Here is a 19,269-nt window from a genome sequence, read left to right as displayed (position 1 = left end):
ATTAAGTTGTTAGTTCTACAAACTGGGATTTATCGAGCCGAATTTATCCACTGCTTTAGTTCCTCCGATAAGCGCTCATCAACATCAATCCTCGTCTGCTTACACTCTTTAGGATACTGCTTTGCCTCCTTAAAAGCCATGCTGATAAACAGCCCGGAACCCACAGGAAGAATGCCTGTTAACATGGTCTGCGGAAAAATAAAATGCGTTCCATGTTCATAGGTCATGAGAACTACACTGTTATCCGCGTCCCTTTCTTTCAGCCTGTTTTCCATTCTACGAATGTATTTACAGGTATCCCAAAGTACATCATCCTCCGCACCAATCAGCAGAATGCGACCCTTTATATTCTCCACCTTTATTTTCTCGGCTTCCTGCACGGGATGCCTTTTCTCCGATTCATCGAACAAATCGCGACTGGCAACCATCGCGCCACGCCGTTTGGTTTCCTCAGATATTTTCTGCCAGTATTCCGGATGGCGATACGCATAGGGCAGATAAGGAAGCGGCTTACCGTGATATGAAACAGATGACTCTCCGTCTCCCGGACGTTCGTGAGCCCCGTCTTTCCCATCCTGATAAAAACCTTCCATCACAAAATCAGAAGGAGAAATGGCTATCGTAAGCGTTATTTCCGAAAAGCATGACGCTGCGACAAGCGCAAGCATACCAGTTGTCGAGGCACCCATAATACCGATTTCTTCATTGCCCATCGTCTTCAGAAATGCAAGTGCCTTCTCAAAACGTTCGAGTGGATAGTTATGGTGACCGTAATCTTTTGGGGCCGGTGACATTGTGAGGACGTTCAGACCTTTCTTTTGAAGCCATTTGACGCCACCCTTTGCCATCATGTCTTTTGTATCATCACCAAGCATGGCAATCATGCAATATTTACTGCCGTTCGGATTCGGCCAGTATACGCCGTTATATCCATCTTTCTCTATTGTTTTGATTTCTTTCTTCATGGGAAAGTTTCTCCTCTTCAACTTCAAATTTGTTTATCTATATTGACTAATATTATAGCATTTTTTTTCGATATTTTTCTACTGTCATATTTCTCTACTCACTACTATTTACCCTTTGAATGTATAACTTTGAACATTTTATCTTGAAATGTTTCCTTACTCTTTTTATCAAAATATATCTCTGTTACAAAGGTCTATATCCTCATTGGTAAACATAAGAGGATTTTTAACCACTCTTTCTACTATCAAACCTCTTTGTATGAGCCTGTGATTTCTTCTTTTTCGTTCCTTTTCGTTTGCCAGCTTTTCTAATTTTTTGCCTTGATTTTGTAATTGTTTCAGCTTTACATCGCACTTTTCTCTTTCTTCCTGAAGTTCAGAAATTTGTTCTTGTACTTCCTGTAATGTGTTCTCTTTCTTCATTTCTCATTCCTCCCTTTCAATTTTTCTCAAATAAAAAAAAAACAGTAAACTGTTCCTTTCAATTCACTGTTTTCATATTAGTTGTTAGTTATATAAGCTATAATTTACCTATCGCAGTGTGTACTTCATGATGGCAACCAAAACGATAACATCACACTTTCTCAAATATCAAGATTTTCTGTGATAGTTTGTGAGCAATCGGCAACCAGTTAATAAGCTTAAGCACTGGAAATATAGCAGACATCCCCCTCGTAATATCATCATCCTTTACACTACGGAAACCTCTTGCAATATCCTTAATATCATCAAAGGAATCCGCTCCAAATATAAATTTTGCTCCTGTTTTTTGTATGGACTTTTCAACATTTTCTTTCGCCACCCACCTTTTTGACAGGCACTCCATAAGAACATAAGCATTGTCAAAATTCTCTCGAATAATTCTGAGCATTTGGGCATTGTCTTCCCTTGTCAAGTACATTGACAAGCCCTCAATGATAAACAGAATGTTCCCATCTGCTTTTATTTCTTTTGCCCACGCCGAATCCGTTGCTGAAATACCGATGTTTGAAACTCTGCCGGATTCTGCAAAAATCTGATTTCTTACTTCAATGGTTTCAGGCAGATCCACATTGTACCATGTGATTTTTCCGTTATCCATGCGATAAAATCTCGTGTCAAGTCCACAAGCAATATTTACGACTGTACAGGTTGGATTTTCGTCAATAAACTCTTTTACCAGTTCATCAAATACAAGCGTTCTTGCAATCACGCCATAACTCATAAGGGAATCATTTGTGGCGACAGTAAAATCGTAATCAATTTTTTCAACCAATTCCACCGCTTTGGCATCATAAAATTTATGTCTTTTGCTCTTGGAATATTGCGCTCTTGCATAAAAACTCTGAAGCATCGTTTCCGCAGCACCGTTCAAAACAGGTTTTATTTTTTCTTGTATTTCCATTTCTCCCAAATGTAAACACCTCCTACATATTTTAATTTGTTAGTCTAAGCTAACTAATATTGTATCACTTAAAAAGTATTTTTTCTTGTTGCCTTTGATAACATTTGATGACTTCCATAAAGAACGGTTAAGCACTTTTTTGATTTACTGTTCCCATGGTATCTCTTATCAAATTATTAAATTAGTTTACGCCAGTCTAAATTTATCTTCCTAAAAATCCAACCAATAAAGCCTGAATCGTAGCTATAATTGGTATAAACAAAAATGGAACTAATAAAAAATGTTCTTTAACTGCCAAATGTTTCATCCAATTATTAAATTCATAATCTTTGTGTCCCTCTGTTCCGGGGATGATAATCTTTTCTTTATATTTTCCTTGAAATAATAAGCAATCTAATAACAAAAAATCTCCTGCATTTAATATGCTCCACTGAATGTATCCCATCCAAAATATATTCCAAAAGCCAATAATTCCCGAATGCAAAAACCTTACCGTTGAATAAACAAAACAAATCCCAACAATGATGATGGTAAGTATCGTGTTTATCTTTTTTTCTCGCTTTGTCATTGGTTCAAGTGCAGCCTTCTGAATGGCTTTAGGATAAGAATCAAAAAAGAATCTTGGATTAATAAGTACAAAAGAAGCCACTGTACCATTAAAAATAGCTGCTATAGCAATTCCGTCGAGAATTGCTTGTATTAAATCCATAAAATCGTCCCCTTTTTTACCTTTAAATTCATCTTACTTACAAGCCTAAATTTATAATACTAAAACAGCTTACAAATATACGACAAAAGAATTGAGCCAACAACTATTCCAATGATCTGAATTATATGGTCTCTTTTATTGTAACCAAAAAGTTTAGGAGTAAGCACATTTGCAACTTCCGGATAATATTTTTCAAAAAAACTGAAGCCACGATTACAAAGTAATACCCAGTCAAAGAATATAATATCAAAGGCTTTCAGCAAAAGAAGTATCATCAGAAATCTAATGAAAAACTAAATGTAAGTAAAGTTATTTTGAACACCATCCACTGCACCAACGATAATTGAACTCCCCATAAATAGTATGGCAATAATAGCTAATATCCATCCAACTAAACTCTGACCACGAAAGCGTTTTTCCTTTGGTTCAATAACATCAAACACTTCTTTAGGACACGAAGAAAAGAAGTCTTTGTTTTGAATAAATCCAACTCCTGCCCACAGCAATAAGAACAATCCAATCATCATAATAACGGCAAGCAGTATCGTCATATACATAATTATCAATCACCACACAATATCCACTTTTCTTCTGAAAACTACCTGTAGAATATTACAAGAGAAAGCCGTCATTTCTATCTCCCCTTATTACGGCATATATATTTCTTCTTACTTCCTTTGCCTCAGGTAAAAATCCTGCCGCCGCCCAAGCATGCATCATTCTTTCTCCTATGTATGTTTTCATAACCACGCCATCCATTTTAGCTTTTTCTTTTGCCTCCGGCAGCTCTGCTATCAACACTTCATAAGAACCATAAATGATATACATGTCAGGTAGCCCCTTCCATGAGTACTCAATTGGCGATTTCATATATTCCACATTATTTAAATTTATTCTTTGCATTACTTGATCTTGTTCTTTCATGTAGCAAGCCGGAATAATGCAATCAAACTTATCAAGTCTCTCCATCTCTTTCATCTGTTCTTTAGTTGGAGGAATACGAAAGGTCGGAGAGTGCATAATCAATCTTTTTGGCATTGATAATCTCATGTCGTTTTCAAGAATATGCAAACATATATTTTGTGCAAGGCTTGCTCCACTTGATAAACCAAAAAATATAATATCATCTGCATTAAACGCCTTAAGTGCCTCGCTATAAACGTTTAGACCTGCGTCGATAATTTGCAAGCCAGTTGCTTTTGGAAAAAGCGGGTACCATACAAGCCAAACTTCAGCCTGACTTTGATTAGCCATATCTTGAGCAAACTCAAAATCACCGGAATCTCCCGGAATGGTATATCCACCACCAAAGAAATATAATACAAGCCTATTTGCCACTTTATTTTTTGGTTTGACGGCATAATACAAAGTTCCGCTTGTACACTTTTCTTCAAAATCATAAGATTTATGAAGTTTTTCAAGAGGGAGTTTAGATTTCTGTTTCTTTTCTTGTTTAGCAAAACATTCATCCAGATTTTTTATTGCTTTTTTCATCATAGGTTTTACAGTATGACGAAATAAAAATTCCGTTAATTTATATTTAACACTCACAATGCATACCTCCTTAATTCCAAAAATGGCAAATTATTTTATTTCTTAACTTCCATTAAATCTCTGAATTTATTAGCCATTTTCACAGGATAAAGACTTGCCATGCTACCATGTCCCATGTTTTCAAATTTAATAAACTCAGTATTTGGAAAGTAAGTTTTCATATATTTGATATCCCATGCACGGGCTTTAGACTCTTTATCACCATACCAATATTGAATACGACCGCTATGTTCTGACACGTTCTTTGGCATAACATAGTTGTTGCAAGATTCAAATGTTCTCCATATCGTTTTATAACTAATAAAATTAAGGACTTTAGCAACATACTTCAATTCCTCTTCGCTGTATTCATCTGTAGAAAATGATTTTTCAAGAAGCTTTAACCCTCCAATTTTACCTATAGAAATCATAAGAAAATCTCTTATGGCAATCATTCTTGTAACAATCCAAGGAAGCTGATATGGTGTTATTGCTCCATCGCAAATAATGTTCCTTATTTTAATTCCGTGATTGGAGAACATTTTTAAAGCGATAGAACCGCCCATAGAGCAACCATACAAAAGATCAACTTTCTCAATTTTATGTTCTTTCAGCCATCCTAATAAATTATCGGCAATTTCTTCTACACTTGTAAAATTTTCGTTTGGATTTTCCTCATCATATCCGGGAAGTGCAGGAACAATAATATGATACTCTTCTTTAAGTATAGATAAAATGTATTCAAAATAGTCCCACATGACTAATGAAGGATGAATCAACACAATTATTTTATTTTTATCAGCTCCAAACTCATGTATGTTCACTAACTCTCCTCCAAAATCCCAATTTTAATATTACTTTTTATAAGCAATCATAACGCCGATGGGTGCAAGCCCTACATGTATCAAATTCATTTCAGTTGCCCTGAACCACAAGCAAGTTCAAGTACGTTCATATTTCTATTCAAGTAAGGACGAATATACTCACAAACATTATCATAAACTCCTTTATCCTTCTTCATAAAAGGAGCGTACAGCTTGGCGAATTTATTCCAAAACTTTTTATTGCTTTTATCATTCACTGCTAACACCCTCTTTTCAACAATATGTTTTAATCAATCTCAGCTTTTATCATTTTGCAATACTCTTCTACATTCGTTGTTATCTTTGTACAATGGTTTTGTCCCTTCCATATTCTTAACGCTGCATATGGATATTCTTTTGAAATAACTCTCTTTGCATATTTTAAATTAACTTCTTTGGATCCATAACAGAATATGCACCTCTTTTGTTCTGCTTCTGATAACTTCGGAAGATCTACAAATGCACAATCATGGCAGATATTTTTAATGCTTTGTTTATCTATTCTGATTAGATTTTCAGTCATCATTCGTCCCTTTGTTTCTCCATATATGCTTATAATTTTTCTATTAGCTGAGTCACTATTTTTAATAGCTTTTTTTCGTTCATATAGAACAATATTTCTTATGATAAACTCTAAAACACTCGCATTTTGACATAAACTACAGCCCTCAAATAAGGCTTTAACTATCTTTATATCCTTATGCTTTAATAATTCCAATAACACTACTCCACCTATTGATGCTCCAAAAGCAAGAGAAACTTCAGCAATATCATTTTCTTTAAAATAATTGTATAAATTCTCACTTTCTTGTTTTACCGACAAATACTTCCTATCTATCAATTTACCATGAGCAGACAGATCCGGAATAATGTATCTATACTCATTTCCAATATTATCGGCAATTAACTTTTTCATTCCCTCAGCAGAAGAAAGCATCGGATGTATGAGTAAAACTATTTTTTCTTTATCTTTATTTATGTCAATATATTCCATTTTGAACACCTCACAAACGGAAGTTAGTCTACATTAACTAATAATATTTTATCATTTTTAAGCCATTTTTTCTATATCGGCTTTTCATGTTGCTTAACAGTATTTTGCAAAGAAAGGTTAAGCACCTTTTTTGATACTTAACCTTTCTTCTTTACGAATTAGAGATGTGATTAGCTGATAAAATTCATCAATAATTTTTTGTAAAAACTTTCCGCTTTCATCATCACTTTTAGCAATCTTTTGATAGTCTCCTACAAATATTATTGGAAGTTTTCCATGTAGTATGTTAAATAATTTATAGGCTTCATTCTGTCTATCAGTCGTGATTCTATCAAAATCATCAATTACAAGCACCTTATTATTTGACAAAAATTTTGGCAAAAGACATATATACATTGAATCAGATTTTACTTTTAAAAGTTGATAAACCGTAACTATTAAAGCAATTATAGTGCTAAGTATGATGAGAAAATTGTGAAAATAAATTGGTAGACCTAAAAAGATTAATAAGTCCTTTAAATAACTTAGTAATCCTAAATTTATAGCAGGAGTCATTAAGACACTAGTAACTACTGCAATCACAATTAAAAATCTAAGTAGATAATATAAAAATGGATGTAAGAGACTAAAAGCTATCGCAGTCACACTTCTCTCATCATGTGCTTCCCAAAGCTTTAAGTAAATAAATTTAGTGCTTTTTGCTTGCCCTTCCACTTTTTTTAGGAAAGTTGTTTTGCCACTCCCCCATACACCATTTAGAAAAAAAGTTTGAAAGATATCCTCTTCTGTATTTTGCAATTTTTGTAAAATAATCTTAGAAAATGTTTCTTCAGCAACTTTTGTTGAAACTTTATCAAATCTGATTTCTTTCATATCGAACTCCTATTTTAAGTATCGCTTTGTTAATATTAGTATATCATATACTTTTTAATCAAAGAAAAAAAGAAACAGCTAGTAACAATATATTGACTGTTTCAAGGAGACTATGAAAAAGAAAAGTTTTAGCATTATTTATAATATATAGGTGTGGGCTTAAATAAGTCCTAACCTACCCAAACGGCTAGTTTGTTGTCCTATATACTGAGAGGTCCTGACGTTTTTATTCCCAGATTCTAAGGCATTTGAAACTGGAAGTAATGAAAAAGATAGTTAGTATCCTTCTATTTGGCTTAGCAACCATATTCTTAATACCATGCTCAAAACAAAAAAGCCTTGATGGGGATTATTATTGGATTAGTGATAATCGAAATGAAAAGATTATGACAGTGGAACTGTTGAGAGTAATGGGGATTCACTATCACTTTAAATACAGATAAGAAAACTTTTAAACTTCTTTTGGAACAACTGAAAACTATTCTTATAAAGATGGTGTTTTTACAGCTAATTTAACGGGAGTTAAAAGAGAATACTATAAAAAAGATAGTAACGCCTACAAAAAGGCTCTGAAAAAGTGGCTCTATAATTTCTGTAGTGGGTAAATCTACTACGGAGATTATGGAGCTTTTTCAGTGTATCAAAAAAGCTCCATAAGACTTATAATGAAAAGCGACTAAACAACTCATTAGGAAGACCTTATGGAACAACTTAAGAATACCACAGAACTCATCGGATTAAAAGACAAAAATATCAAAATCAAGACGGTTTTTAAGGCTGATACCCACATCACGATTGAGGCTAGCCTAGACTATCAGCCTCCACTCTGCCCTCATTGCCAAGGACAGATGAGCAAGTATGACTTTCAACGAGCTTCTACTATTCCAATCCTTGACGTCCAAGGCATGCCAACGGTCCTCAAACTCAAGAAGCGACGCTTTCAATGTAAAGGCTGTCGTCGTGTAACAGTTTCTGAGACCAGCTTAGTCAAGAAGCATTGCCAAATCTCGAAGCCTGTCCGCCAGAAAATCACACAATACCATACCGAAAAGTTAACTAATACTGCCATCGCTAAGAGACTCCACCTTTCAGTATCTCTTATCCAACGTCAGCTGGAAGCTTTCACCTTCAAGGAAGACTTTTCTCGTCTTCCTGAGGTTCTATCAGTAGATGAATTTTCTCGGAACAAGGGACAACTGGTCTTCATCGCTCAAGATTTTGAGACTAGAAAGATTGTCACTCTCCTTGAAAACAACCGACAAACCACCATCAAAAACTACTTTTATCGCTATCCTAGAACTGTTCGTGAGGCGGTTAAAGCCGTTACTGTGGACATGTCTGGATCTTACATTCCAATCCTAAGACCCTTCGCTCTCCTATTTTTAGGCTCAGGCTGAAACAGTCTCTCCCCAGACTGTTTCACTCCCCAAAACTAAAATCGTGCTTGACCGCTTCCATATCGTCCCACACCTTGGCAGAGCTATGATGAGCACTCGAATTACCATCATGAAGAGCTTTGATAAAAAGTCTCTCCCTTATCGAGCTATGAAAAATCACTGGAAAATACTCCAGAAAGACAGTCGCAAACTCTCTGACAAACGCTTTTATTCACGAACCTTTAGGCAAACCTTGACTCCGAAAGAAATTGTTAAGAAAATTCTAGATTTATCGGACGAACTCCGCTATTATTATGAGCTGTATCAACTCTTATTATTCCATTTTCAAGCGAAGAATACCGACCATTTTATGGCGTTGATTGACGACAACCTTCCCTTTGTCAATCCTGTATTTACCACTGTCTTTAAGACCTTCAAGAAATACAAATCCTACATTGCAAATGCCCTGGAACTTCCTTATTCTAACGCTAAGCTAGAAGCCACTAACAAACTCATCAAGGACATTAAGCGTCAAGCTTTCGGCTTTCGAAACTTCAAGAACTTTAAAACAAAAATTCTCATCGCTTTGAACATCAAAATAGAGAGAACCAATCTGATTCTCTCTAGATGTTAGTGATAAGTCACCCACTATAGTTGACAATGAGCCGAAAAAGTATGGTTACGACAGATAGAAAAAATGACTTAGAGATTTTCTCTAGGTCATTTTCTTGTTGTTAGAAGGAGTTTTGCATGTCGTTTAGCTGCTACTTCTGTCAGTTGTTTAGGATTCCAAGCATAGTTAATGGACTGTCCTTTGTCATACAAACCCCAAACCTTAAATTTTGGATAACATTGTTTTACCAAAGAGATGAATTGAGTATCTGCTAGCTCTGGTAAGTCAATATCTGAAATGAAATTTGATTGATTTATTAAATAGTTGAACTTATCTAGTGCACTAGGTTCAAATTCATTGTAATCAGAGATGATATAGTCTTTGACTTGGTCAAAGTAACCGATGATGTGTTTGTTTTTTCTGGTTAGGTAATCTTCTACAATTTGTTTTGCAGATAGTCTATTGATGTCTAATTCAAAATTTAAGAAGTCTGTCAAACGAGTTTTGAGAGCTTGAGCAGAAACTTGTAGTGCTACTTCTACCTCTTGAAAAGCCATTTGCTGGTAAAAAATCTTAGTCAGAAGCACAATATCAGGCATTAAAAGAAAAGCTGAGTAAAAATTAGCCTCTCTTTCTTGTAGAGAATCATCATGAAAATCAGTGAATACTCGCCCACTGTGATGTAATAAGATGTGCCCTAATTCATGACATTTTGTAAAATTTTGACGAGTAATAGAATCACTATCTTGATAGGAAATCGTTAAAACACCATCATTGATATTAAAACCTGCTATATCTATTCGGATATGGTGAGGAATAACAAGTATATTTTTCTTGTCAACTTCATAATTGAAGTAATCCTGAAAAGTATAATAAAGAGGATGTACTTTATTTGATTTCATGAATGGATAAAGTGTTTGTTTGACACGATTCCAAACATTAAAGTAAATTCTTTGCACGAAACATCAGTCTTTCTTTTCTTTATTCATAGCCTTAATGGCTTTTTCTCTCTCTAACAGAAACTCCCTCAAATCTTCCTCTAAGATTTTCTTTTCTTCATCAGATAAATTTTTAGAAGTTTTCCGATACAGAACTTCAAATGTTGATAAATCAATCTCATCTGAATTTTTGTAGTCAGATTTACCCATTAAATAATCAATGGATACATTGTAAAAATTCGCTAATTTAGTAATAACTGATTGTGTTGGGTTAGCTTTAGCATTTTCCCATTTAGCATAGGCTTGCTGAGAAATCCCAAATTCTTTTGCTACATCGCTTTGTGTTAGATTGGCTTCTAAACGCAGAGCTTTTAAGCGTTCAGGAAACATTTTTGTACCTCTTTAAAAATTTTTAATTTTTTTACAAAAAACTCTTGACAATACAACCTATAAGTTGTATTATATATTTACAACCTGAAGGTTGTGTAAGTCTTGTTAATACTAAACCTAAAATTATGAAATAGATAAATTTAATAAAGTATGAAAAAGGTCGATATTAACAAAAAGATTTAAATTTGTCCTTTGAAAATTGAATAAAAAAGTGCGTCAGACAACCTCACTCAAGCTTAGCTGACCAACACACAATATTGTTTAGCAACTATTATTGTAACGGTTTTATCGCAAAAAGTCAAGGAGGTTGGAGTAGATGAACACAAAAATCCTTTGGAGTTATCTCACGCACTCGGCTTTTTGCCCCTCTTGACCGGATAACAAAGGGGAACTGCTGGCGCTGGTGGCGTCGGAAATGCTGACAGGTAAGATTCGTTCTGCTGGGGTAAGCATAGGCGGTTAATCGCGGCTATAGTGAAGTGAGATGACTATAATAACAGAGATTAGTCAAGTACAGCTATAGGACGGTGATAATAACAATGAGTGTGCGACGATATGAGCACGCCCTAAACAGATGATTCATCTGTTTAGACGAGTAGAAAACACTTAAACAAATACAAACGATTGACAATGTAAACTATATGGTTTACAATAAATAATGAAAGGTGGTGGCGTTTATGGCAACTGTACCAACGCAAATTCGGATTGATGAAACTGTCAAAGCCCAAGCAACTTCATTATTTAATGACTTGGGGATGGATATGTCTAGTGCGGTTAATATTTTTCTTCGTCAATGTCTATTGCGTGGTGGGCTTCCTTTCACGGTTGAAGTTCCCAATTATAGTCAAAAGACCTTAGAAGCTCTGGCAGAAGCTAAGCGTATTTCTCGTGATGAAGCGGTCGCTTCTTATGACAATCTAGCAGATTTAAAGAAGGCTTTGGAAGCTTAGATGTACCAAGTCAAGTTCACCTCTGCTTTTAAAAAGAGCTACAAACGGATTAAAAAGCGAGGCTTAGATATAGCCCTTCTAGATGAAGTGATTGAAAAACTCCGTCTAGGACAGACACTAGAAGAAAAATACCGCGACCACGAACTCAAAGGAAATTTTGTTGGTTTTAGGGAATGTCATATTAAGCCAGATTGGCTCTTGATTTATCTCATTGAAGATGATATTTTGACATTAACTTTAGCTGATACAGGCAGTCATGCGGATTTGTTTAAGATGTGAAGACAGTTCTTTGTGAGCTGTCTTTTTTGTTTTCTACTCCTTTAAGCTGATGAATCATTAGCCTATCCATGTCCTTTCAAACGGACAGTTCAAAAAATTTCCATTCTAAAGGAAAGTGAGGAAAAAAGATGAATGATTATGAACAAAGTTTTCGCCGCATTTATGAGAACTTTGTTTTTTCTTTGAAAATCTATCCGGATAACCATTATCAAAAGGTCTTATGTTATCACGTGCTAGAAAAAATGGATAAGTTGTTTCACGACTACCAAAAACTAGGCTTGCCAACGGTTCAGTTAGTACAATGGAAAAATCACTACAAATTTAAAATTCAACAGTATTACATTATGAATGGAGGTACAACATGAATTATTTTGAAAAACGATTCCAACAAATCTATGAGAAGTTTCTTTTCTCCCTTAAAATTTATCACACGAATCCTACACACTGTGAAACGTGCTACCAAGACTGTCTAAACGAAATGGACAGTCTTTTTTTACGCCATGATACCCATGACAAATTTGCTAAAGAGCTTTTGAATTGTAAAAAGACTTTTCAATTTAAAGTTAAAAAAGCTTATTTTAGAATGTAAGGAGGACAGTATGACCAGAGTAAGAGCACCTGCAGATTAGAAGAGATAAGTTTATTTTTTTGACCTAGACAAGTCATAAAACAGTCTAAACAAATAGAAATTGAGGTAAACCTAATGGAAATTACAAAAGTATTCGTTGACCAAAACCAAGTCTTAGGAAATGAGGTCTTTGTCTCAGGTATGGAAGAAGTCCGTGCCAATGATTATAATCCTGCCTCTTACCGTATCTTTGAAATTTCAAGTCGAAAAGAGCCTTCTGCCTTTCTCATTGTAGAAGGTTTTAAAATGTCAGATGTCCCTGAAGGGCGTCAAAAAGTCGTCTTCCCTCGTGGAATTGCTATTGAACGCCGTAACTTCCGTTTTGGAGGCAAACGTAAACATGAAAATGTCATTGTTGCGGAAGAAATGCGTACGGTAAAGTCTAAATAAGAAATAGAATAGGAGAAACACTATGACTGTAAAATTTGCTGCTGATGTGATTGAAACTTTTGATACTACAAAAACACTGGGAACACTTAATTTTCTTGAAGCTATTCCTTTTATGCACTGGGAAGACTATGTGGAAGAAGGAACTGGTGAAGAAAAGCGTCGTGAAACAGATAAGGTTGACTATGTAGATGTGAAGCTCTACTCTTCTGCTGTGAATGGGGATATTACCGTAACCGTTCCACCTGAAGCAAAAGTGGCTCAAATGACCGCTGAAAAGAACTACAATGAGGAAGTAACGCTTGTAGCTCCTACGGCTCGCTTCTGGTCAAATGCAGAAAACATTAACAATCGCCGTATTATCACAAGCGGAGTCAAACTACGGGCTAAAGACGTTGTATTAGTGGGGAAACCTGAACCTAAAAAGGAAGGATAGTAGCCTATGAAACTGTTCACCTATCGGGGAATCCGTGTTCGGAAGTTTCATGAGAAAATTAAACGGCTAACCTTTGCTCTTTTTCTTCTGCCCTTTCTCCTTGGAGGGGGCTTTTTAGCTTACCTGCGCCAAGACCAGCTTCAAAACCAGTTTCAACATGACCCGCTAACCTACGGGTTTCTTTTAGGCGGGAGTTTATTAGGGTTGTTGTTACTGGACGGATTAGTACAAATGATTTGTTACCGAAAATTTCTTTTCTTTAGCCGTCTAGATAGTTTACGGATTCTTTCCCACTTTTTACTTGATAATAACTTGTATAAGGTCAAGAAAATCAAATCGAATCATCACACGAGAGAACGGATTCTATTACCCAAAGTGTATTTGAAGCGTGACCATTTTAGTATTACCGTTTCACTCCACCTTCAAGGCAGCCGATTCCAAGACCGCTTTATTGCCCTTGAAAAGCCTCTTGAAATTATGTTTGACGGGGACTTTATGAATAAGCAATTTACCAAAGGCTACGTGTCCTACACCATTGCCATTGACCAATTTTCGGGTCGCTTATCTATCTTTGATGTTAAGATGACAGATAAGGGAATCCGCCTAATGAAAGATGTCTATTGGAATTTCAATAAACACCCACACTTACTGATTGGTGGTGGAACGGGTGGCGGTAAAACGGTTCTCTTGATGATTTTGATTTGGGTCTTGGCACAAATTGGTTATGTAGAAATTCTTGACCCAAAGCGCTCTGACTTTGTCGGATTGAAACAGATTCCTGTCTTTAAAGGGCGGGTTTACTGGGATAAACAAGAAATGTTAGCTTGTTTAAAGCGTGCTGAGCAGGAAATGGATAAACGTTATGATTACATGACTAGTCACCCTGACTATCAGGCAGGGAAAAAGTATTATGCTTACGGACTGAAGCCTCGCTTTATTGTCATTGATGAATTGGCAGCCTTAGCGGCTAAACTAGAACGGGATTACCAGTCATCTGGAGACTTTATCGAATACCTAACAGAATTGATTTTAAAAGGTCGCCAATCTGGAGTCATCATGATTGTTGCTATGCAACGTCCTGACGGAGAATACCTCAAAACGTCTTTACGTGACCAATTTATGAAACGGATTTCTGTTGGTCACTTAGAAGATACTGGTAATAAAATGATGTTTGGGGACGCTAACGCAAATAAAGTTTTCAAAAAGATTGATGAAATTGACGGAAAGGAGATTTTCGGTCGTGGTTATATTGCAAACGGCGGGGAGGTGGCTAGAGAATTTTATTCACCTACTGTTCCCTTTGAGGAAGGCTTTTCTTTCTTTGAGGAATACAAGAAACTACCCGTCTTAGATGACCCACTATTAGAAACAACAGAAACTACTCAAACGTCATCATCTGACTTGTCCGTTGAACAAGCAGAATCTCCCCTCCTTCCTCTGAATGACTTTGCCAAAGAATTTGATGTGCCCATTTCAACCTTACGAAACCTTGTGAAATACATAGAAGAACAGGACTATACATTCAGAAGAGAGGACAACCGTATTCTGCTAGATGAAGCAGATAGGGCTTTGTTGGAGGAAATTGTGGCAGAGAAAGAACAGGCTGACTTGCCTTATAAGCAAGTTGTCCTTCAACACTTTGAAACCCCTTCTGAGCCAGCGTAGGCACGAAGGTCAAGGTCAGGGCAAGGCCCGTCCGACCTGCCCGACCGAGCTGACAAGCGGGCGTTTTGGGGTGTGCCTTAGGCACGCCCCAAAAGGGCTTAACCTCCCTATTTCTAATAGGGGGGTTAAAACTAACACAAGCCCTTAAAAGGCTGTTAGATTCCCTATTCTTCTCCGTTACTGGAATAAACACAAAAAGGAGGTTAAAAAAGAGTGATAAGCAATACCGATTTAAAACGTATTAGGCTTGAGTTAGGGTTTACCCAACGCAAAATGGCAACGATGATTGGTTATAGTTACTACAACTACCGAAACATTGAACAAGGTCAACGAAAGATGACCAAGGAATTTGAACAAACACTCTTTCACTTTCTGAATCGCCAATCAGAAACCAAATTGGAAAGCACGGTGGATTGGTTAAAAATTCGCTTCAAAACGCTTGATTTTAAAGCTGTTATCACCTCTGTTCTAAAATTAAAACCAACGGATTTTTTTCACGAAGAAAAAAGCCTATACAGCTATTCAGATATGGTAACCTATGGTTCGATTCGGGTGCTTTATTCCCATTCTGAAAAAAAGGCAGAAGCTGGAACGTTGATTGACTTAACAGGAGGGGGTTGCCGTGAGTTTGAATTATTATTGAAACAACAAGGGCGGGATTGGTTTCCTTTTCTTCATGATGTCTTTCTCTTTGCGGAACAAGAACGAAAAGATAGACCCTTGGAAGACTTTTTAGCTTTTCCACGCTTCGATATTGCCCTTGATGAATTATACAAAAAGTCAGGGAATCTTGACTTATTTGATATTAAAAATCGGATTTTTGACAATAAAATCATCATGCGCAAGCTCCGCACCTTTACTGCTATTGAGGGCTTGAAAAAAGTTGAAAATCGCTTTGTTAATCAGGGATTGACCTTAAATTTTGGTAGCCGTCAATCCAGCCTCATGATTCGCTTTTATCAAAAGGATTATGAACAAGCCCTCTTAAAAGATGTATCTGTTGACTATATTCATGAAGCCTATAATTACAAAAACCGTTATGAGATTGAACTACACGACACCAAGGCATTTGATATTTTGAAAGAATGGTATACGCTGGAAACAGACTTGACCAAAATAGGCGCCCGGATTTTAAATAACTATTTTGAAGTGAAAGATTGGAACGGAAACTATGATAGTGAGTGGGATAACCTGCTTGGCACACAAGCGGGTTTTAAATTTGTCACACGTCCTCGCCAAATTAACTACGCAAGGACAAAACATTGGGTCACAAAGCAAGTCTCTAGTGCTTTGAAATTGTTGAAAATCGTTGATATGGTCTATCAGACAGATGAGCTGTCAGAAATCATTTCTGAAGCCTATCTAAGTAACAATCATACGAAACTAGCAGAAGAAATTTGTGAACGAAACGGAGTTGATTTTAATGTCATTGTCGGACAGATATAAACCTATCAATATTCCTGATAAATTCAATCGCCCTCTTCAAACAAAGACCTTCCCAGTCGGCTATGAAGAGCTTTACTTATCATTTTATGATATAGAATTAGTTAAAGATTGGATAGACTATTGGGGACTGCTATATCATCAGCCTAAGAAAGATTCTGAATTCAAATATGCAGAACAATTTAGAAAACAATCCTTTAAAGATGAAAACCACCGACAAAATGCGATTAAAAAGGCAACTAGACAAGAGGCTAGACAGCCTTTTTTTGAGGAGTTAAAAACAAAACCCTTAAAAAAGATGAGTAAAAACGCTCGCTGGGTGGCAGAGATACTCATACAGACGGGCTATGCTCAATTGGTACTATAAAAATGAAAGGAAAAATGGAATGGAATATAAAGTTGAATTAAATAGTCTGGACAATTTCAGGGCTTGGTCAGGTGCACGCAATACACTAGCAACTGTCCGTGAACGAGGGGATATGGACAGACTAACCTCACTTGGTGAAGATATTTTTTCAGGAAGTATTCCCACAGAATCAGAAATCAATGATTGGCTTTGGTTTGATTCTGATGATATTTATCGATTTCTTGGCTACCATGATTTGGTAGAAGATGACGTATGAAGCTTGTAAAGAAAATTTACGAGGGAATCTCCTGCTTTCCTGATAAAAACGAATTCTGGAATCTTTATATTGTCCTGATGAAGGAAAAAGAGTTTTTCTTAGACGCTTTTGCACGGGAAACTGCTAACCTTGATTACCCCGCTAACTACCAACATGCTTATTTCACACTAGATGGTCAAGTGTTAGACTTCAATCAACACATGACGACACAACTTGTCCATCTTTTTAGACAAGTTATCTTAGAAAATCGAACACCATTTATGGAGGAACTGATAATGGCAACACAAAACACACTCGAAAAGAAAGTCAGAGCGGTCTCATTGGAGCTAGGAGAACTGATGAAAGCCCATGATGATAAAGAAGCTTGGAAAAAAGCAGGTGAATTGCACGGGCTTCTTAAAAAAGAAGAAGCTAAACAACTCCCTGAAGCACTGGTTGAAAGTCTCTACGCTGAATTGCGAGGTTACTATTATGTCAACGGTGAAATCAATAAACTTCATAAACAACTTTATGCCAAAGGAAATAAATTGATTGAACTAGCCAATCAGTAAGGAGCACTTATGAATACAGTAAAACTTATCTATCATCACTTGAAAACTTATTTGGGAAATTTTACCAAACGCCCTAAAAAGAAAGGAAAACCCAAATTAACCCTTGCCAATAAAAAAACTGTCAATCTTGCCGTTCTGTCAGGATTGGCTTTTATTTTACTTGTAGGGTTATTAGGAGGCATTCGTGCGATGACAATGTCTAGTAAAATCACCAATCTGGAAAAACTGATGGCTTCTCAGAAAGCTACTTCTTCTACCTCTTCTGCTCCCCAAACAATAGATAATCGCCTGCAATATTATCTGAATGATTTTGTAGAGTGCTATTTCACGATTCCTGTGGATTCAGACGGTCAAACCAAACAAGCTAAACAAGTAAAGAGCTTCTACGGTTCAGAGCCTGATATTCAAGCACAAGGTCAAGTCAAAAATCCTAGCCAATTGAGCTGGTCACGTTTGCTAACCGTTACAGATAATGTGGCAACGTATGAGGTGCATTACAAACAAATGGTAAAAAATGGGGATAAGACAGAAGAAAAAGAATTGGTGACGGGGTTTAATATTCCTTATGCCCAAACAAAAACAGGCTACTATGTTACGGGCTTACCTTGGTTTTCTAGTCTATCGACCAGTCAGGCAGATAAGAAAAGCACCGATACAGAAGTCAAACTCAATCAGTCAGATAGGATTTCAGAAAAAGCAAAGAAGAAACTGGATAAGTTTCTCAATGTTTTCTTTACTAACTATACCACTGACCAAGACAACTTGGACTTAGTGGCTCACAATATAACGGTTGTAAAAAATGCCACGTTTAAAACCTTAGATTTTAGTTACTACAAAGCAACAGATAAAACGATAATGGCTTATGTTCAAGTGACGTTTGAAGTTGCAGGCTCTACACATGCTGAAAACTTCACCTTGACCTTATCAGAAAAAGGCAAGTCTTATTATGTGGAGAAAGTCAGTCATACAATTCCTGCTAATTACGCAGATACAAAAGAATAAAAGGAGAGTTTAATCGATGAGTTCATCTAATTTACAAACATGGTTACAAGGAGATGGTTTCTGGTTTATTACCTTTGGAGCGATTATCCTTATCATTTTAGCTTGGAGAAACAGCTCTTGGGGAAAACTATTTACCACGCTTGTTTTCTATGCAGTGATTGCCTCTTTAACAGGAGGCGGACGACAATTACTTCATGTCCTTGGCTGGTTTCTCCGTCTCTTTGGAATTGAAACGGGGTTGTGACATGGAAGAAGAACGACTATATGATTACGCTAGAGGGATAAACGCTCCCTACTGGATTCAAGAAGTCAAAACACAAAAAGGAAAACGCATTTGGTATTTTGCAACACCCATGCAACTTTCCTTTTTCGTGGTCTTTGCCTTGGTCTTAATTTTGATGTTGACAGTGTTTAGCTCACTTCTTCTTCCGTTGAACAAATTAACGCATTCCATTTCATGTTATCTTTATTGGTATATCCCTTATAAACTCGCTAAGTTCTATACAGAGTATGAACCACAAGGAAAGAAAATGCACGTTTTCTTATGGGATTACATCTGCTATCTTATAGATTTTCGTCTCAATCATAAAGCGATTTATCATGAAGATAGAATGAAAATGATGGATGAAGAAGAAATCGTTTTTGAAAAAACAGATTTATAAAGGAG

General features: G+C 36.3%; 25 protein-coding genes and 3 pseudogenes. 15 read left to right on the top strand and 13 right to left on the bottom strand.

Features of this window, described 5'->3' with window-relative positions:
- Positions 1-29: 29 nt before the first annotated feature.
- The 11 genes and pseudogenes from FZ952_RS06550 to FZ952_RS06500 form a co-directional block, all read right to left on the bottom strand.
- Positions 30-965 (bottom strand): acyl-CoA thioester hydrolase/BAAT C-terminal domain-containing protein, encoded by a 936-nt coding sequence (locus tag FZ952_RS06550; RefSeq protein WP_138099483.1) that lies wholly within the window; start codon positions 963-965, stop codon positions 30-32.
- Positions 966-1,069: 104 nt separating this feature from the next.
- Positions 1,070-1,144 carry a hypothetical protein gene (locus tag FZ952_RS11940; protein WP_080586372.1) on the bottom strand — a complete coding sequence of 25 codons (75 nt, stop codon included), beginning with the start codon at positions 1,142-1,144 and terminating at the stop codon, positions 1,070-1,072.
- Positions 1,145-1,157: 13 nt separating this feature from the next.
- Positions 1,158-1,388, bottom strand: a pseudogene (locus FZ952_RS06540) (DUF3847 domain-containing protein); the annotation flags it as partial.
- 151 nt (positions 1,389-1,539) lie between these two features.
- A complete protein-coding gene (locus tag FZ952_RS06535) occupies positions 1,540-2,349 on the bottom strand; it encodes a class I SAM-dependent methyltransferase (protein ID WP_171004460.1) in 810 nt (269 codons plus the stop codon).
- Positions 2,350-2,551: 202 nt separating this feature from the next.
- Positions 2,552-3,058, bottom strand: a complete 507-nt coding sequence (locus FZ952_RS06530) for a hypothetical protein (RefSeq protein ID WP_138099484.1) — start codon at positions 3,056-3,058, stop codon at positions 2,552-2,554.
- A 293-nt stretch (positions 3,059-3,351) separates the two neighbouring features.
- On the bottom strand, positions 3,352-3,585 hold the full coding sequence (locus FZ952_RS11795) for a hypothetical protein (protein ID WP_225902129.1): 234 nt from the start codon (positions 3,583-3,585) through the stop codon (positions 3,352-3,354).
- Positions 3,586-3,670: 85 nt separating this feature from the next.
- Complete coding sequence (locus FZ952_RS06520) at positions 3,671-4,609, bottom strand: alpha/beta hydrolase (protein WP_138099485.1); 939 nt, start codon at positions 4,607-4,609, stop codon at positions 3,671-3,673.
- A 38-nt stretch (positions 4,610-4,647) separates the two neighbouring features.
- Positions 4,648-5,415: an alpha/beta fold hydrolase gene (locus FZ952_RS06515; protein WP_148881048.1), complete on the bottom strand. Its 768-nt coding sequence runs from the start codon at positions 5,413-5,415 to the stop codon at positions 4,648-4,650.
- A gap of 92 nt (positions 5,416-5,507) precedes the next feature.
- Positions 5,508-5,672 (bottom strand): annotated as a pseudogene (locus FZ952_RS06510) (class I SAM-dependent methyltransferase); the annotation flags it as partial.
- Between the two features lie 29 nt (positions 5,673-5,701).
- The gene (locus FZ952_RS06505; RefSeq protein ID WP_049517559.1) at positions 5,702-6,448 is read right to left on the bottom strand and encodes an alpha/beta hydrolase; all 747 of its coding nucleotides are present in this window, start codon (positions 6,446-6,448) and stop codon (positions 5,702-5,704) included.
- A gap of 117 nt (positions 6,449-6,565) precedes the next feature.
- Positions 6,566-7,321, bottom strand: a complete 756-nt coding sequence (locus tag FZ952_RS06500; protein WP_062200670.1) for a P-loop NTPase fold protein — start codon at positions 7,319-7,321, stop codon at positions 6,566-6,568.
- 701 nt (positions 7,322-8,022) lie between these two features.
- Here FZ952_RS06500 and FZ952_RS06495 point away from each other — a divergent pair.
- Positions 8,023-9,331 (top strand): annotated as a pseudogene (locus FZ952_RS06495) (transposase).
- Positions 9,332-9,417: 86 nt separating this feature from the next.
- Here FZ952_RS06495 and FZ952_RS06490 read toward each other — a convergent pair.
- Complete coding sequence (locus FZ952_RS06490) at positions 9,418-10,269, bottom strand: ImmA/IrrE family metallo-endopeptidase (RefSeq protein ID WP_171004452.1); 852 nt, start codon at positions 10,267-10,269, stop codon at positions 9,418-9,420.
- A gap of 6 nt (positions 10,270-10,275) precedes the next feature.
- On the bottom strand, positions 10,276-10,638 hold the full coding sequence (locus FZ952_RS06485; protein ID WP_002270986.1) for a helix-turn-helix domain-containing protein: 363 nt from the start codon (positions 10,636-10,638) through the stop codon (positions 10,276-10,278).
- Between the two features lie 677 nt (positions 10,639-11,315).
- On the opposite strand from FZ952_RS06485, the gene FZ952_RS06480 reads away from it, so the two are divergent.
- The 14 genes from FZ952_RS06480 to FZ952_RS06415 all read left to right on the top strand — a co-directional run bounded on the left by FZ952_RS06480 (position 11,316) and on the right by FZ952_RS06415 (position 19,264).
- Positions 11,316-11,588 (top strand): type II toxin-antitoxin system RelB/DinJ family antitoxin, encoded by a 273-nt coding sequence (locus tag FZ952_RS06480; protein WP_059221290.1) that lies wholly within the window; start codon positions 11,316-11,318, stop codon positions 11,586-11,588.
- Positions 11,589-11,867, top strand: coding sequence for a type II toxin-antitoxin system YafQ family toxin (locus FZ952_RS06475; RefSeq protein WP_008809670.1), 279 nt, complete (start codon positions 11,589-11,591; stop codon positions 11,865-11,867).
- Positions 11,868-11,995: 128 nt separating this feature from the next.
- Positions 11,996-12,232, top strand: coding sequence for a hypothetical protein (locus FZ952_RS06470; protein WP_138099486.1), 237 nt, complete (start codon positions 11,996-11,998; stop codon positions 12,230-12,232).
- Entirely contained in the window at positions 12,229-12,456 is a 228-nt protein-coding gene (locus FZ952_RS06465) for a TetR family transcriptional regulator (protein WP_138099487.1), read from the top strand. The genes FZ952_RS06470 and FZ952_RS06465 overlap by 4 nt, the downstream gene beginning before the upstream one ends.
- A 114-nt stretch (positions 12,457-12,570) precedes the next feature.
- Complete coding sequence (locus FZ952_RS06460; protein ID WP_138099488.1) at positions 12,571-12,885, top strand: hypothetical protein; 315 nt, start codon at positions 12,571-12,573, stop codon at positions 12,883-12,885.
- Between the two features lie 22 nt (positions 12,886-12,907).
- Positions 12,908-13,318: a DUF961 family protein gene (locus FZ952_RS06455; RefSeq protein WP_138099489.1), complete on the top strand. Its 411-nt coding sequence runs from the start codon at positions 12,908-12,910 to the stop codon at positions 13,316-13,318.
- 6 nt (positions 13,319-13,324) lie between these two features.
- Positions 13,325-14,983 carry an FtsK/SpoIIIE domain-containing protein gene (locus FZ952_RS06450; protein ID WP_138099490.1) on the top strand — a complete coding sequence of 553 codons (1,659 nt, stop codon included), beginning with the start codon at positions 13,325-13,327 and terminating at the stop codon, positions 14,981-14,983.
- Positions 14,984-15,196: 213 nt separating this feature from the next.
- Positions 15,197-16,429, top strand: coding sequence for a replication initiation factor domain-containing protein (locus tag FZ952_RS06445; protein WP_148881047.1), 1,233 nt, complete (start codon positions 15,197-15,199; stop codon positions 16,427-16,429).
- Entirely contained in the window at positions 16,407-16,793 is a 387-nt protein-coding gene (locus FZ952_RS06440; RefSeq protein WP_148881067.1) for a hypothetical protein, read from the top strand. Before FZ952_RS06445 ends, FZ952_RS06440 begins: the two co-directional genes overlap by 23 nt.
- Before the next feature lie 19 nt (positions 16,794-16,812).
- Positions 16,813-17,049 (top strand): hypothetical protein, encoded by a 237-nt coding sequence (locus FZ952_RS06435; protein ID WP_148881046.1) that lies wholly within the window; start codon positions 16,813-16,815, stop codon positions 17,047-17,049.
- Positions 17,046-17,600, top strand: coding sequence for a conjugal transfer protein (locus FZ952_RS06430; protein WP_148881045.1), 555 nt, complete (start codon positions 17,046-17,048; stop codon positions 17,598-17,600). Before FZ952_RS06435 ends, FZ952_RS06430 begins: the two co-directional genes overlap by 4 nt.
- 9 nt (positions 17,601-17,609) lie before the next feature.
- Positions 17,610-18,602 (top strand): conjugal transfer protein, encoded by a 993-nt coding sequence (locus FZ952_RS06425; RefSeq protein WP_148881044.1) that lies wholly within the window; start codon positions 17,610-17,612, stop codon positions 18,600-18,602.
- 16 nt (positions 18,603-18,618) lie between these two features.
- On the top strand, positions 18,619-18,846 hold the full coding sequence (locus tag FZ952_RS06420) for a hypothetical protein (RefSeq protein WP_143876691.1): 228 nt from the start codon (positions 18,619-18,621) through the stop codon (positions 18,844-18,846).
- Between the two features lies 1 nt (position 18,847).
- Complete coding sequence (locus FZ952_RS06415; RefSeq protein WP_062201028.1) at positions 18,848-19,264, top strand: conjugal transfer protein; 417 nt, start codon at positions 18,848-18,850, stop codon at positions 19,262-19,264.
- Positions 19,265-19,269 lie beyond the last annotated feature (5 nt).

Source organism: Streptococcus sp. Marseille-P7376, from assembly GCF_902460385.1.
GTDB classification, from domain to species: domain Bacteria; phylum Bacillota; class Bacilli; order Lactobacillales; family Streptococcaceae; genus Streptococcus; species Streptococcus sinensis.
This window is presented reverse-complemented; position numbering and strand designations above follow the sequence as displayed.

What these genes read in the sequence shown, in the direction of transcription:
- FZ952_RS06550 (WP_138099483.1), bottom strand. Translation starts at nt 965, where the DNA reads ATGAAGAAAGAAATCAAAACAATAGAGAAAGATGGATATAACGGCGTA.
- FZ952_RS06535 (WP_171004460.1), bottom strand. Translation starts at nt 2,349, where the DNA reads ATGGAAATACAAGAAAAAATAAAACCTGTTTTGAACGGTGCTGCGGAA.
- FZ952_RS06530 (WP_138099484.1), bottom strand. Translation starts at nt 3,058, where the DNA reads ATGGATTTAATACAAGCAATTCTCGACGGAATTGCTATAGCAGCTATT.
- FZ952_RS11795 (WP_225902129.1), bottom strand. Translation starts at nt 3,585, where the DNA reads ATGATGATTGGATTGTTCTTATTGCTGTGGGCAGGAGTTGGATTTATT.
- FZ952_RS06505 (WP_049517559.1), bottom strand. Translation starts at nt 6,448, where the DNA reads ATGGAATATATTGACATAAATAAAGATAAAGAAAAAATAGTTTTACTC.
- FZ952_RS06500 (WP_062200670.1), bottom strand. Translation starts at nt 7,321, where the DNA reads ATGAAAGAAATCAGATTTGATAAAGTTTCAACAAAAGTTGCTGAAGAA.
- FZ952_RS06485 (WP_002270986.1), bottom strand. Translation starts at nt 10,638, where the DNA reads ATGTTTCCTGAACGCTTAAAAGCTCTGCGTTTAGAAGCCAATCTAACA.
- FZ952_RS06480 (WP_059221290.1), top strand. Translation starts at nt 11,316, where the DNA reads ATGGCAACTGTACCAACGCAAATTCGGATTGATGAAACTGTCAAAGCC.
- FZ952_RS06475 (WP_008809670.1), top strand. Translation starts at nt 11,589, where the DNA reads ATGTACCAAGTCAAGTTCACCTCTGCTTTTAAAAAGAGCTACAAACGG.
- FZ952_RS06470 (WP_138099486.1), top strand. Translation starts at nt 11,996, where the DNA reads ATGAATGATTATGAACAAAGTTTTCGCCGCATTTATGAGAACTTTGTT.
- FZ952_RS06465 (WP_138099487.1), top strand. Translation starts at nt 12,229, where the DNA reads ATGAATTATTTTGAAAAACGATTCCAACAAATCTATGAGAAGTTTCTT.
- FZ952_RS06460 (WP_138099488.1), top strand. Translation starts at nt 12,571, where the DNA reads ATGGAAATTACAAAAGTATTCGTTGACCAAAACCAAGTCTTAGGAAAT.
- FZ952_RS06455 (WP_138099489.1), top strand. Translation starts at nt 12,908, where the DNA reads ATGACTGTAAAATTTGCTGCTGATGTGATTGAAACTTTTGATACTACA.
- FZ952_RS06450 (WP_138099490.1), top strand. Translation starts at nt 13,325, where the DNA reads ATGAAACTGTTCACCTATCGGGGAATCCGTGTTCGGAAGTTTCATGAG.
- FZ952_RS06440 (WP_148881067.1), top strand. Translation starts at nt 16,407, where the DNA reads ATGTCATTGTCGGACAGATATAAACCTATCAATATTCCTGATAAATTC.
- FZ952_RS06435 (WP_148881046.1), top strand. Translation starts at nt 16,813, where the DNA reads ATGGAATATAAAGTTGAATTAAATAGTCTGGACAATTTCAGGGCTTGG.
- FZ952_RS06430 (WP_148881045.1), top strand. Translation starts at nt 17,046, where the DNA reads ATGAAGCTTGTAAAGAAAATTTACGAGGGAATCTCCTGCTTTCCTGAT.
- FZ952_RS06425 (WP_148881044.1), top strand. Translation starts at nt 17,610, where the DNA reads ATGAATACAGTAAAACTTATCTATCATCACTTGAAAACTTATTTGGGA.
- FZ952_RS06420 (WP_143876691.1), top strand. Translation starts at nt 18,619, where the DNA reads ATGAGTTCATCTAATTTACAAACATGGTTACAAGGAGATGGTTTCTGG.
- FZ952_RS06415 (WP_062201028.1), top strand. Translation starts at nt 18,848, where the DNA reads ATGGAAGAAGAACGACTATATGATTACGCTAGAGGGATAAACGCTCCC.